Annotated in this window: 11 protein-coding genes, 1 other RNA gene and 1 other annotated feature; of the genes, 10 read left to right on the top strand and 2 right to left on the bottom strand. The window is 45.6% G+C overall.

Going from position 1 to position 13,520, the window contains the following annotated elements; all coding sequences use genetic code 11:
* Nucleotides 1–27: 27 nt before the first annotated feature.
* Nucleotides 28–468 (top strand): D-aminoacyl-tRNA deacylase, encoded by a 441-nt coding sequence (gene dtd, locus FOF60_RS17800; RefSeq protein WP_192470780.1) that lies wholly within the window; start codon nt 28–30, stop codon nt 466–468.
* Between the two features lie 154 nt (nt 469–622).
* On the opposite strand, the gene FOF60_RS17795 is transcribed toward dtd, so the two are convergent.
* Complete coding sequence (locus FOF60_RS17795; protein WP_192470781.1) at nt 623–2,392, bottom strand: N-acetylmuramoyl-L-alanine amidase family protein; 1,770 nt, start codon at nt 2,390–2,392, stop codon at nt 623–625.
* A 191-nt stretch (nt 2,393–2,583) separates the two neighbouring features.
* Here FOF60_RS17795 and FOF60_RS17790 point away from each other — a divergent pair, with 191 nt between their 5' ends.
* From FOF60_RS17790 to FOF60_RS17770, 5 genes are all read left to right on the top strand, one after another.
* The gene (locus FOF60_RS17790) at nt 2,584–2,760 is read left to right on the top strand and encodes a hypothetical protein (protein ID WP_192470782.1); all 177 of its coding nucleotides are present in this window, start codon (nt 2,584–2,586) and stop codon (nt 2,758–2,760) included.
* A 61-nt stretch (nt 2,761–2,821) separates the two neighbouring features.
* Nucleotides 2,822–3,059: a binding site (T-box leader), on the top strand.
* A gap of 434 nt (nt 3,060–3,493) precedes the next feature.
* Nucleotides 3,494–4,771 carry a histidine--tRNA ligase gene (gene hisS / locus FOF60_RS17785; RefSeq protein WP_264647583.1) on the top strand — a complete coding sequence of 426 codons (1,278 nt, stop codon included), beginning with the start codon at nt 3,494–3,496 and terminating at the stop codon, nt 4,769–4,771.
* 13 nt (nt 4,772–4,784) lie between these two features.
* Entirely contained in the window at nt 4,785–6,560 is a 1,776-nt protein-coding gene (aspS, locus tag FOF60_RS17780; RefSeq protein WP_192470784.1) for an aspartate--tRNA ligase, read from the top strand.
* A 62-nt stretch (nt 6,561–6,622) separates the two neighbouring features.
* Nucleotides 6,623–6,810: non-coding RNA, 6S RNA (gene ssrS, locus FOF60_RS17775), on the top strand.
* Between the two features lie 422 nt (nt 6,811–7,232).
* Nucleotides 7,233–7,994 carry a tRNA threonylcarbamoyladenosine dehydratase gene (locus FOF60_RS17770; RefSeq protein WP_167831662.1) on the top strand — a complete coding sequence of 254 codons (762 nt, stop codon included), beginning with the start codon at nt 7,233–7,235 and terminating at the stop codon, nt 7,992–7,994.
* On the opposite strand, the gene FOF60_RS17765 is transcribed toward FOF60_RS17770, so the two are convergent.
* Nucleotides 7,991–9,301 carry a replication-associated recombination protein A gene (locus tag FOF60_RS17765; protein WP_264647582.1) on the bottom strand — a complete coding sequence of 437 codons (1,311 nt, stop codon included), beginning with the start codon at nt 9,299–9,301 and terminating at the stop codon, nt 7,991–7,993. The two genes, FOF60_RS17770 and FOF60_RS17765, sit on opposite strands and share 4 nt — an antisense overlap.
* Before the next feature lie 214 nt (nt 9,302–9,515).
* On the opposite strand from FOF60_RS17765, the gene cymR reads away from it, so the two are divergent.
* From cymR to FOF60_RS17745, 4 genes are all read left to right on the top strand, one after another.
* Entirely contained in the window at nt 9,516–9,938 is a 423-nt protein-coding gene (gene cymR, locus FOF60_RS17760) for a cysteine metabolism transcriptional regulator CymR (protein ID WP_041967745.1), read from the top strand.
* A 420-nt stretch (nt 9,939–10,358) separates the two neighbouring features.
* Entirely contained in the window at nt 10,359–11,507 is a 1,149-nt protein-coding gene (locus FOF60_RS17755) for a cysteine desulfurase family protein (protein WP_192470786.1), read from the top strand.
* A gap of 67 nt (nt 11,508–11,574) precedes the next feature.
* Complete coding sequence (gene mnmA, locus FOF60_RS17750; RefSeq protein ID WP_192470787.1) at nt 11,575–12,690, top strand: tRNA 2-thiouridine(34) synthase MnmA; 1,116 nt, start codon at nt 11,575–11,577, stop codon at nt 12,688–12,690.
* A gap of 166 nt (nt 12,691–12,856) precedes the next feature.
* Nucleotides 12,857–13,516 (top strand): tetratricopeptide repeat protein, encoded by a 660-nt coding sequence (locus FOF60_RS17745; protein WP_192470788.1) that lies wholly within the window; start codon nt 12,857–12,859, stop codon nt 13,514–13,516.
* Nucleotides 13,517–13,520: the final 4 nt, after the last annotated feature.

Genomic DNA, 13,520 nt, shown 5'->3' with positions numbered 1-13,520 from the left:
AGAGACCGATGTGTAAGGAGATTACCGATGCGTTTAGTGATACAGAGAAGCAAAGAAGCAAAAGTGACGGTTGATGGGGAAGTAACAGGCTCCATCAATAAGGGATTTGTCATCCTTGTCGGAGTTACACATGAGGATACGGAAAAAGATGCAGCCTTTCTTGCCGAGAAGGCTGCAAATTTACGGGTATTCGAAGATGATGCAGGAAAGATGAACTTGTCCCTTCTCGATGTAGGGGGAGAGATTCTTTCCGTTTCACAGTTTACCCTTTATGGTGATTGCCGCAAGGGACGCCGTCCAAACTTCATGGACGCAGCCAAGCCAGACCACGCAGAAGCTGTCTATGAAGCATTCAACCGTTTCCTTTCCGAAAAGGGAATCAAGGTTGAAACGGGTGTGTTCGGCGCCATGATGGACGTTCAATTGACAAATGACGGTCCGGTTACATTGATTATTGACAGCAAATAGCTCAAAGAAGGAATCCCAATAGCGGGATTCCTTTTTTTAGTCTATAGGGGACCTGCCGTGCTTATAGATTACCTTATTGAGAAGGATTCGAAGTCATAAGGCTTTTACAACACAAAAAGACTGAAGACAGTATGGATGTCTTCAGTCGGTCTTCTTAATTATTCTTAAAATAGCGGGCAAGTCCTTCAAATATCCCGTTTGCTACTGCTTCCTGATATTGTGGTGTATTGACAAGCATCTCTTCCGTCGGGTTGCTTAAATAGCCTAATTCCAGGAGTACGGCTGTTTGCCTGTTTTCCCTGATGACGTGATAGTCGCCAAAACGAGTGCCTCGATCCTTCAACATCGTTTTGCTGACTACCGCAGAGTGGATTTGTTCACCGAGAGGCTTTTGTTTTGAACTATAATAGTAAGTCGTCATGCCTCTGACAGTCCGGTCGTTGATGCTGTCGTAATGGATGCTGATAAACGCGTCGGCATTATGGTAGTGGGAGCTGCTTACTCTTGAACCTAGTGAAATATATTGGTCATTGTTCCTGGTCAAGATGACGTTTGTGCCGGCAGCTCTTAGTTTGTCATATAAAAGCTGGGCTGTTTTCAGGGTAAGCGTCTTCTCCAAGGTACCTCTGACACCTGTTGTCCCATTATCCCTGCCGCCGTGGCCAGGATCAATGACGATTGTCTTGTTTTTTGTGTGCTTTTCCGCTCCTGGTCTTTCTATTTGCGGCGCATTACCCTTTACAGAAACAATCCAGCCGGCAACAAACCCGCTAGTCCCATTTGGCAGCGCAATCTTATACCAATCTTTTTCGACGCTTATAATTTCAAAGCTGTCACCTTGATTGGCACGGTAAATGACTGCTGTGCCTGTGCTTGGTCCTTTTCGTATATTTGTCCCGTTGTGGAGCATAGAGACGCTGCTGTTTTGAATTGACTGGCTTGGTGCAGTTGCTGGTCCGTTTTTCTTTTTTTCAAAAAACCAGCCAGCCGCCCAGCCTGTTTTGCCAGGCTCGTATTCAATCTGGACCCAATTGTTTTGTTCATCTAGAATCCTGAAGCTTTGTCCCTTTGATACAGAACCTATGACGCTGCCATCTAGTGAATTCTTATCCCGGATATTGAGCTGTGAGGCAGTTACTGTGCCTGTGAACTGATCGGCAGGGGGTGATGGCTTGCTGCTGTCAGCCGTTGGTTTTCCTCCGATTTTCACGTACTCAGCGCTTACCCAGGCACTTTTACCTTCGTATGTAATCTCGGCCCAGCCATTGGACTGAGAATGGACAGTCACTGCAGCTCCATAACTTAATTGTCCCACTTTGCTAGAGTTCAATGAAGGCTTTTCTCTAACATTCAAGGAAGTAGCGGTGACCGTCCCGCTTGTTTTAGTGCTTGTTGCAGGTGCTTCTGAAGCCTTGCTTTCTTTTACCGATATGTATTCCTTTGAGACCCAGCCGCTTATTTTACTAGTGCGCACTTCCGCCCAATTTCCATTGAATCCAAGAATTTCGACAGCTTGTCCACTGTTAAAAGATCCAATGACCTGGTGGTTGGTGCCTGGTCCTTTTCTTACTCTCAACCCATTGACATTAACGCTGCCTGAGCCTTTGGAATTTGCCGAAACAGCTGGTGAAACTGCTGGCTTGGGAGATTCCTTGGCAGTAAACCATTCAGCGACCCAGCCGTTTTTACTGCCGCCAAGGCTGATTTGTATCCATTCGCCTTCTTCCTTTACGATTGAAAACTTTTCTCCTTTTTTGACTGATCCTGTTACCGGGTAACTTAGTCCCGGCCCCGACCTTACATTTAAGCTTGCGGCAGTAATCGAGACACTTCCATTATCCGCCTGAGCCGATTCTAAAGCTGGAAGGCTCCCGAAAATGAGCATCAAGCAAAGGATGATCGGAACCATTTTATTTCTGGGCAATGCTCTCCCTCCCTCTCTTACTCTCTATAAAAAATATATTACCGGATTTTTCCGGTAAAATCACGAGGACTTTTCTCTTATATCGGTAAAGAACGAAAAAAGTTCAAGTGTTAAAGAATATCTTAAAATCATGAAAAGTTTTCACAGAGGCTGGGCAGAATAGTTAGCAATAAACATTGGAAGGTGATACCATGCGGTTCAGTGACAAAGGAAATTCTGCTGCATTCGGGGAGAATCAATTATTTGGAGTGGATTTTCACGATTTTATCCAAAAAGAACAAAGCTCCAACACTGTAGAATTAGCTTCGGAATTTGGGCTGTCTCTCCGGGATGTCCGAAAACTGAAAAAACAGATTGAACGTTCTTGAATTGTGCTTGACAAGGCCATTTGGACTCCGTATTATAATATAAATAAAATGTTATATAGAAAACATACCGTTGATGGAGCATAGTAGCCATGAAACAAGTGAAAAGAGAGGGAATGCCTTGGCTGAAAGCATTTCTGCACAATGACTTGGCGAATGAACACTCCGTAGGATTTTCTCTGAACGTGGGCTGACCCATCATTAGGAGGAGACGTAATCAGGCGTTAACTGTTAAAGAGGAAGTGCACTCAAGCGCTTCAATTAGGGTGGCACCACGGGAATTCAAAGCTCTCGTCCCTTGTTATTATGGCAAGGGATTGGGGGCTTTTTTGTATTCTTTTTTTTACATTGCTCTGTTATAGCTAAATATTTTCTCAACTCCTGTTGATTGGAGTGGAAGGCGCGAAGACTCCTCCGAAAATGCTAACGCATTTCCATCGTGCGTGGGCAAATTCGAGGAAGCTCAATCAGTGTCCTGCGGGATGAGAAAGTCATGGGGAGACCCCGCAGGCGCGTAAAGCGCCGAGGAGGCTCCCCGACTACCCGCGGAAAGCGAAGCGCCTGGAACGGAAATCAACAGCCGAGTTTAACAGAGCCTACATAAGGCTGGTTTTTTCATTGGTATGTTGCTAATTGAAGGGTATTTTATTGAGAAATTCCCGAACCCGTTAAAAGTAATGAAAAGGTGAAAACGCCTATAAAGTAATGATTTGAAATGAATGGAGGAGGATGCACTGTGGCTAATCAAATCAATATACCGCGCGGTACACAGGACATTTTGCCAGGCCAGACAGAGAAATGGCAGCTTATAGAAGCGAAGGCAAGAGAACTTTGTGAAAGATATCAATATCGGGAATTAAGGACTCCGATTTTTGAGCATACAGACCTTTTCAAGCGAAGCGTTGGTGATACAACAGATATCGTCCAAAAAGAAATGTACACGTTCACTGACAGGGGCGACCGCAGCCTGACGCTCCGTCCTGAAGGTACGGCGGCAGCTGTTCGCTCTTTTGTCGAAAATAAGATGTTCGGAAGCCCAAACCAGCCAGTGAAGCTTTATTACATGGGACCGATGTTCCGCTACGAACGCCCGCAGGCTGGACGTTTCCGCCAGTTTGTCCAGTTTGGTGTTGAGGCAATGGGCAGTGCAGACCCGGCGATTGACGCTGAGGTGATCTCCCTTGCCATGTCCCTTTATAAGGAACTTGGATTGAAAAAGCTCAAGCTTGTCGTGAACAGTCTCGGTGATAAGGAAAGCAGAAAAGCTCACAGGGATGCTTTAGTAAGCCATTTCCAGCCTAGAATCGGGGAATTCTGCAGCGATTGTCAGAATCGCCTTGAAAAAAATCCAATGCGAATTCTGGACTGCAAAGCTGACCGTGATCATGAACTGATGAAGTCGGCACCATCGATCATTGATTACCTGACTGATGACTCTGCTCAATATTTTAGTAAAGTGACGAAGTATTTGAGTGATCTCGGGATTGAATTCGAGGTTGACGCCAATCTCGTACGCGGTCTGGACTACTATAACCACACAGCATTTGAAATCATGAGTGATGCAGAAGGGTTTGGAGCAATTACGACTCTTTGCGGCGGCGGCAGATACAATGGCCTTGTCGAAGAAATCGGCGGACCGGAAACACCGGGTATCGGTTTTGCGCTAAGTGTTGAAAGATTGCTTGCAGCACTGGAGGCAGAAGGGATTGATCTTCCTGTAAAAGAAGAAATCGATTGCTACCTCGTTTCATTGGGAGATGAAGCAAAGGATTATACTGTCGGCTTGCTACACAATTTGAGAATGGCAGGTTTCTCTGCGGAAAGAGATTATCAAGACCGCAAAATCAAAGCACAGTTCAAGGCTGCTGACAGGATGAATGCTAGATATGTAGCAGTGCTGGGAGAAGACGAATTAAAAGAGAAGAAGATTAACCTGAAGTCGATGGCGGATGGGGAGCAAATTCAACTGCCGCTTGAGAGCTTTGTTGGAAAATTCAAGGATATTTGTAAGTAGAGGGGGAGTTTCGATGTTTGGGAGATCATATTTTTGCGGTGAAGTAACAGAAGAAGCAATCGGTGAAAAGGTAACGTTGAAAGGCTGGGTGCAGAAGCGCCGGGATCTTGGCGGACTGATATTCATCGACTTGCGCGACAGGACAGGACTTGTACAGATTGTCTTCAATCCTGATGTATCCCCAGAGGCACTGACGCTTGCTGAAAAAGTTCGTACTGAATACGTTCTTGATGTGAAAGGAACGGTCATCGCCCGCGGTGAAGGAAGCATCAATGAAAATCTAAAGACTGGCAGAATTGAAGTCCAGGCTGAAGAGCTTACAATCATCAATGAAGCGAAAACAACACCTTTCGTGATTGCTGATAAAACAGATGTATCAGAAGATGTGCGCTTGAAATACCGTTATCTTGATCTCCGTCGTCCGGTCATGTTCGAAACATTCAAGATGAGGCACCAGGTAACTAAAGCGATTCGTGACTTCCTTGATGGAGAAGGCTTCCTTGATGTAGAAACGCCAATTTTAACGAAAAGTACACCTGAGGGAGCACGTGACTATCTAGTGCCAAGCCGTGTTCATCCAGGTGAGTTCTACGCTCTTCCTCAATCACCGCAAATTTTTAAGCAGCTGATGATGGTTGGCGGCTTTGAGCGTTACTACCAGATTGCGCGCTGCTTCCGAGATGAGGATTTGCGAGCTGACCGCCAGCCGGAATTCACGCAAATCGATATTGAAACAAGCTTCATGAGCCAGGAAGAAATCATGGGTCTGACTGAACAAATGATGCAAAAGGTCATGAAGGATGTAAAAGGCTTGGATGTTCCTGCGCCATTCCCGCGTATGAGCTATGAGGAAGCAATGAGCCGCTTTGGGTCTGACAAGCCAGATACCCGTTTTGGAATGGAACTTATCGATCTTTCGGAAACCGTCAAAGATTCCGGCTTCAAGGTATTTGCTTCTGCGGTCGCAAACGGCGGGCAGGTAAAGGCCATCAATGTAAAAGGTGCTGCAGCTAACTACTCACGTAAAGATATTGATGCTTTAACAGAGTTTGTTTCTGTGTATGGTGCCAAAGGCCTTGCCTGGCTGAAAGCAGAAGAAGATGGACTTAAAGGGCCAATCTCCAAGTTCTTTGGGGAAGAAGAACAAGCGGCACTTAAGGACAAGCTGGAAGTTTCAGCTGGAGACCTCCTTCTGTTCGTTGCCGATAAGAAGTCTGTTGTAGCAGATGCGCTTGGTGCTTTACGCTTAAAGCTTGGAAAAGAGCTTGAGTTGATTGACCAGAGCAAATTTAATTTCCTTTGGATTACAGACTGGCCGCTATTGGAGTTTGACGAGGAAGCAGATCGCTATTTCGCCGCTCACCATCCATTCACAATGCCAGCACGCGAAGATCTGGCTTTGCTCGAGAGCGATCCGGCAAGTGTCAAGGCACAAGCGTATGACCTTGTCTTGAACGGCTATGAACTTGGCGGTGGATCACTTAGAATTTTTGAAAGAGATGTTCAGGAAAAAATGTTCTCCGTTCTGGGCTTCACAAAGGAACAGGCAGTCGAGCAGTTTGGATTCCTTCTTGAGGCATTCGAATATGGAACGCCTCCGCATGGCGGTATAGCGCTTGGCCTGGACAGAATGGTAATGCTCCTTGCAGGCAGATCAAACCTGCGCGATACGATTGCTTTCCCGAAAACAGCAAGCGCAAGCGACCTGCTGACAGACGCTCCTGGCGAGGTAAGCGGAGCACAGCTGGACGAACTTCACTTGTCATTAAATGTTAAAAAAGACCAGTAATATCCATTAGCCATATCCTTGAAGTTCATACAGGCGTGTGGTAATATAATAACAACAGATGAAGAGTCCTGATGTGTTCGTTGTTTAACCTGAAGTTTTGACCTAACATCTATCCTTCGGGAGTTCGCGTTTCCGGGCCGCGTAAATGCCTCTGGCTAGAGGACTTACAGAAATCCGGAACAGGGCACCCACCTGCTGAGAGCGGGTTCAAGACGAAGGCAACCAACACGACGGCACGATTGGGACTCTTCCTACATACGTAATTAAAACCATGCAGAATGCATGGTTTTTTTGATGTCACGATCGTCCATATGAATGGCCAAATAGGTATCCGGCTGAAATCGTTTTTCTCTAACGGACAGTTTTTGTGATATTATTACTTGAGTTTGTCCGATAGAACCCTTCTAATGGACAAAAATTAGGAAACCAGCCTCCGATTTGTCCGATAGAGCCCTTCTAATGGACAAAAATTAGGAAATCAGGCTTCTGTTTGTCCGATAGAAATCTTCTAATAGACACTTCTAAGTAATACAGCTGTCTTTCATTCAGTGCTCTACCAAGACTTACATACACTTTAATTCCTATAAAAATACTTGAAATTAATGAAGGGTATGTTATATTCAAAAGCGGGTATAGATAGTAACATTAATCTTAAATTTGGAGTGAGTATGGATGCTTCATCAATTTTCTCGTAATGAATTGGCCATCGGCAAGGAAGGCCTTGATATAATGAAGAACAGTACCGTCGCTGTTTTGGGAATAGGCGGAGTTGGTTCGTTTGCTGCAGAAGCCCTGGCAAGGTCGGGAGTTGGCAAGCTGATCTTGATTGACAAGGATGATGTTGATATCACGAATGTCAACCGCCAGCTTATTGCTCTTCTTTCCACTGTCGGAAAGCAGAAGGTAGAAGTGATGCGCGACAGGATTATGGATATAAATCCTGAATGCGAAGTCATTGCGTTGAAGATGTTCTATACAGAAGAAACATATGAAGAAATTTTTGGCTATGATCTGGACTTTATTGTTGATGCATCGGATACAATCTCTTACAAAATCCATTTGATCAAAGAGGCGATCAAGCGTGACATTCCGATGATCTCGAGCATGGGAGCAGCGAACAAAATGGATCCGACCCGTTTCCAGATTGCTGATATTTTCAAGACGCATACTGACCCGCTTGCTAAAGTCATTCGTACCCGTTTACGAAAAGAAGGAATTAAGAAGGGAATACCGGTCGTATTTTCAGATGAAAGCCCAATCGTGATCCGGGAAGATGTCCGAAAAGAGGTCGGCAATGATAATGCGGAAATCCGGAAAGCGAAGATGCCGCCATCTTCCAATGCTTTTGTTCCGTCAGTAGCGGGGCTAATCATGGCAAGTCATGTTGTCAGGGAACTGTTAAAAGATATTGAAATTGAGCGTGTGAATAGCTAAAAAAGCGGAAGAGCCGAAATCGGCCCTTCCGTTATTTTTTTTTGTCCTGTAATCTTTTCATAGATTGCTGCAATGGCCTGTTCGAATTTTCCGGTTCTCTTAGGCTTGTAATAAACCTTGTTCTTGATCCTGTCCGGGAGATACTGCTGCTTGACCCACCCGCCTTCATAATCGTGCGGATATAGATAATCAACGCCTCTTCCCAGGTCTTTTGCCCCTTTATAATGGGCATCCTTTAGATGGTCGGGAACTTCGCCGCTGATACCGGAACGGATGTCCGCCAGTGCAGCATCAAGCGCAACATAAGCAGAATTGGACTTTGGAGACAGACATAGTTCGATAACTGCATTGGCCAATGGAATCCTTGCTTCCGGAAAGCCAACCCTTTCGGCTGCTTCGATTGCTGCCAGCGTCCTTTGTCCTGCCTGCGGGCTAGCCAGTCCAATATCTTCATAGGCAATGACAAGGAGCCTGCGGTTAATACTGACAAGGTCGCCAGCTTCTATCAATCTGCCAAGATAGTGGAGGGCGGCATTTACGTCGCTGCCCCTGATTGATTTTTGGAAGCCTGACAGTACATCGTAATGAGCATCACCGTCTTTATCATGCGAGAGACTTTTTTTCTGCATGCATTCTTCTGCAGCAGCTTCATCTATATGGATGACACCGTCTTCATCAGGTTCAGTGGACAGCACTGCGAGTTCAAGCGCATTTAGTGAACTTCTGACATCACCGCCTGAGGCTGTTGCAAAATGGGTAAGCGCCTCTTCGGTAATCTCAATCTTCAAGTCTCCAAGGCCTCTTTCTTCATCGGCAATAGCCCGGCGCAACGCGGTTTTAATATCATCTGGTTCAAGCGGCTTCAGTTCGAAAATCTGGCATCTTGACCGGATTGCTGGATTGATTGCATGGTAAGGATTGCTTGTCGTCGCTCCAATTAAGACAATCATTCCGTTTTCCAGGTAAGGAAGCAGGAAGTCCTGTTTCGCTTTGTCGAGGCGGTGGACCTCATCTAGAAGCAGAATCACCTTTCCGGACATTTTTGCCTCGGCGGCGACTACTTCCATATCCTTTTTATTATTCGTAACAGCATTCAGTGTCCTGAACGCGAAATTCGTGCTTCCTGCAATGGCGCTGGCAATCGATGTTTTTCCAATGCCAGGCGGTCCGTAAAGGATCATCGAGGATAATTGCCGAGCCTTGACCATCCGGTTTATGATTTTTCCTTCAGCTACTAGATGTGACTGGCCGATTACTTCCTCGACCGTCCTCGGCCGCATCCTGAAAGCAAGAGGTTTAAGATTCATGCTCATCGCTCCAATAACGCATATTTCGTATATATACAATAACACGAACGGGGGACTTGCGCATGGGGCACGCAATTTGTGCTATAATTGCAAAAGCCTACCTATTGACTGAGGATTTTGATACTATTTATATTGAGAGAATGCCATATGGGGCATTATGAATATATCTGAAAAAAACAGCTAACTTTTAAGAAAAATGGAACAGAGGTGCATTATGAAAATATCGACGAAAGGACGCTATGGATTGACGATCATGATCGAGCTGGCCAAAAAATATGGTGAAGGCCCGATATCACTAAAATCCATTGCGCAAACGAATGATTTATCAGAGCATTACCTAGAGCAATTGGTTGCTCCGCTCAGAAATGCCGGCCTGGTGAAAAGCATCAGAGGAGCATATGGCGGGTATATTCTCAGTTCAGAACCATCAACCATCTCGGCTGGAGACATCATCCGTGTACTCGAGGGGCCGATTAGCATCGTTGAGGGTATCGAGGATGAGGAACCTGCCAAACGCGAACTCTGGACAAGAATCAGAGATGCTGTCAAGGACGTACTCGACAATACCACAATCGAAGACCTCGCCAATCATTCCGACAACTTTGGCGAGTCCGACGCTTATATGTTTTATATATAAAGCCTGTTCGTATGGAATGCCGCTTGTTCTCATTCAGAATTTCTTCGGCTGAATAAGCAGCAAAATTCATGATAGTTAGTGGCTCTGTTATAGCCCATCGAGGTTTTATAAAACTTGTTGATTGTAGTGGAAGGCGCGAAGACTCCTCCGAAAATGCTAACGCATTTCCATCGTGCGTGGGCACGTTCGAGGAAGCTAATTCAAAGTCCTGTTGGATGAGAAAGTCATGGGGAGACCCCGCAGGCGCTTAAAGCGCCGAGGAGGCTCCACGACTGCAAGGAAGAATTTGAACTTTGAAAAAGCCGGCAGTTGGGCTTTTTCATAAATCTTCCCCGCGGAAAGCGATGCGCCTGGAACGAAAATCAACAGTCAAATTTTAAAGAGCCAATATAAAAAATCTTCTGAAGAGAGGGTAAGACTTTGGAAAGAATCTATTTGGACCATGCAGCCACTACACCAATGCATCCGGACGTGCTGGCCGAAATGGTCAAGGTAATGGAAGCAGAATTCGGTAACCCTTCTAGCATCCATCATTTTGGTCGTGAGGCAAGGAAGATCCTCGACGATACCCGCGATGAACTAGCGAAAAGCATCGGGACGAAGGGAAACAATATCATTTTTACGAGCGGTGGCACTGAAGCAGATAACCTGGCCATCATCGGTTATGCGGAAAGCAATCGCTCTAAAGGTCAGCATATCATCACGACACAGATTGAACATCATGCTGTCCTGCACAGCTGTGAGGAATTGGAGAAGCGTGGATTTGAGGTCACTTATCTCCCGGCAGATGAAAATGGCCTGGTTTCTTTGGAAAAATTGAATGAGGCATTACGGGATGACACGATCCTTGTAACAATAATGTATGGTAACAATGAGGTTGGCACCATTCAGCCTATCAAAGAGATTGGTGAAACGCTAGCTGAGCATCAAGCTGTTTTCCATACAGATGCTGTCCAGGCTTATGGCATTGAAAAATTGGATGTCGAAGAACTGAAGGTTGATTTGCTTTCTGTTTCAGCCCATAAAATCAACGGACCCAAGGGAATTGGTTTTCTTTATATCCGGGATGGAATCAAGCTGTCCAGGCAGATATTCGGTGGTGAACAAGAACGAAAACGCCGTGCCGGAACCGAGAATGTCGCGGCGATTGCCGGGTTCCGCAAAGCTGTTCAGCTATCCCAAACGGAGCTTGAAACAAAGCGAAGCTTCTATAATGATTTAAGGAATTTGTTTATCGATCAACTTAAAAGCAGCGGAATCTCTTTCCAGCTGAACGGATTGCTTGATAAATCACTTCCTCATATTTTAAACTTAAGCTTTCCGGGCACGAATGTCGAAGCGATGCTTGTCAACCTTGATTTATCTGGCATTGCTGCTTCAAGCGGTTCAGCATGTACGGCTGGATCAATCGATCCCTCCCATGTGCTGGTCGCGATGTTTGGAAAAGAAGATGATAAGCTGACCAATTCCATCCGCTTTAGCTTTGGGTTGCACAATACAAAGGAACAGATTGAAAAAGCAGCTGAGGCTACTGCGAAAATTGTCAGCCGGCTTGCGAAAAATAGCTAGTTTTAGAAAAATAGCCAGGTTTCAGGGAAGAATAAGTTTTAAAGGAAGAGAAAAGAGGTGAAGCATAATGGAAAAATCACCTAAGGATACAAGAGTGGTGGTAGGGATGTCCGGCGGTGTTGATTCATCAGTTGCTGCGCTCATTTTAAAGGAGCAGGGCTATGATGTGATCGGCATCTTCATGAAGAACTGGGATGACACCGACGAAAACGGAGTCTGTACGGCGACCGAGGATTACGAGGATGTGATCCGCGTCTGCAACCAGATTGGCATTCCATATTATGCGGTCAATTTTGAAAAACAATATTGGGATAAGGTATTCACTTATTTCCTAGATGAATATAAAGCAGGCAGGACGCCGAATCCAGATGTCATGTGCAATAAGGAAATCAAATTCAAAGCATTCCTTGAGCATGCGATGAACCTTGGAGCAGACTATTTGGCGACAGGCCATTATGCACGAGTCGAAGACAGGGACGGGGAACGTAAAATGCTTCGCGGACTGGATGAAAATAAGGATCAGACCTATTTCTTGAACCAATTGAGTCAAAGCCAGATTGAAAAAGTATTGTTTCCGATCGGGAATCTGGAAAAATCCCGAGTCAGGGAGCTTGCCAGGGAAGCAGACCTTGCCACGGCAACGAAAAAAGACAGTACAGGCATCTGCTTCATAGGTGAAAGGAATTTCAAGGAGTTCCTTGGGAATTACCTGCCGGCCCAGCCAGGCAATATGGAGACAATGGACGGTGTTGTAAAAGGAAAACATGACGGTCTGATGTATTACACAATCGGTCAGCGCCAGGGCCTTGGCATTGGCGGTTCAGGTGAACCCTGGTTTGTTGTCGGCAAAGACCTTGAGCGTAATGTCTTGTTGGTTGAACAAGGTTTTCACAACGAACTTCTGTTTTCAGACAGCATCACGGCGGTTAATGTCGGCTTTGTATCTGACAGGGAAAAGCCTAAGACATTCGAATGTACAGCCAAATTCCGCTACCGCCAGCCCGATAATGCTGTAACGGTCGAACTCCAGGATGATGGGACCGCAAAAGTCCTGTTCAAAGAACCAATCCGTGCCGTGACACCAGGACAAGCCGTCGTTTTCTATGATGGTGATGAATGTCTAGGCGGCGGAACGATTGACGAGATTTTCAAAAACGGAAGCAAACTGACATATGTCGGCTAATCCTGATCAAATCCCCGGCGGGCCAGCTTCGCCGGGGATTGTTTTGGATTTAAGTCTGTTTGGAAACTTTCTGTTTTACAAACCAAAAGTAAAGTTCAGCAGTACTAGAGAGAGCCTAAAATACCCCTTGATATGGTATACTTTCATGGAGAATGGAGTGTTAATTATGGATAAAAACCAGATTGGTATTGATTTTATGAGAGAAGGCAAATGGGAAGAGGCTGCGAAGGCATTTGCTGAAGCGATTGATGCTCAGCCAAAAGATCCAGTTGCATACATAAATTTCGGGAACGTACTTACCGCGGTAGGCGATACGGAAAGAGCGATGAATTTTTACGATAAAGCGATCGGCCTTGATGAAAATGCTACAGCAGCATACTACAGCAAGGGCAGTGTTTATTACGATAACCAGGATTTCGATGAAGCCAGAAAGATGTTTGAGCTGGCCATGAAAAAAGGGCTGGACAATGGAGACAATTTTTTCATGCTGGGTATGAGTCTCGCGCATTTGGGCAGCAGCAAGCTGGCTCTGCCATATTTACAGCGCAGCACGGAACTTCTCGAAAATGATGCTGAAGCCCATTTCCAATATGGCCTATGCCTCGCCAGGGAAGCTTTTATCGATGAAGCGATAATTGCGCTTGAACATGCAATCCAACTGGACCCGGAGCATGCGGACGCATTTTATAATCTCGGGGTAGCTTATGGGTACAAAGAAGATGGCGACAAGGCACTTGAAATGTTCAATCGTGCATTGGAAGTTCAGCCAGATCACTTGCTTGCAGGACACGGCAAGAAATTGATTGAGGGTCAGGATCTCCATTAATTAA

This window comes from Mesobacillus jeotgali (assembly GCF_014856545.2).
GTDB lineage: Bacteria > Bacillota > Bacilli > Bacillales > Cytobacillaceae > Mesobacillus.
This window is presented reverse-complemented; position numbering and strand designations above follow the sequence as displayed.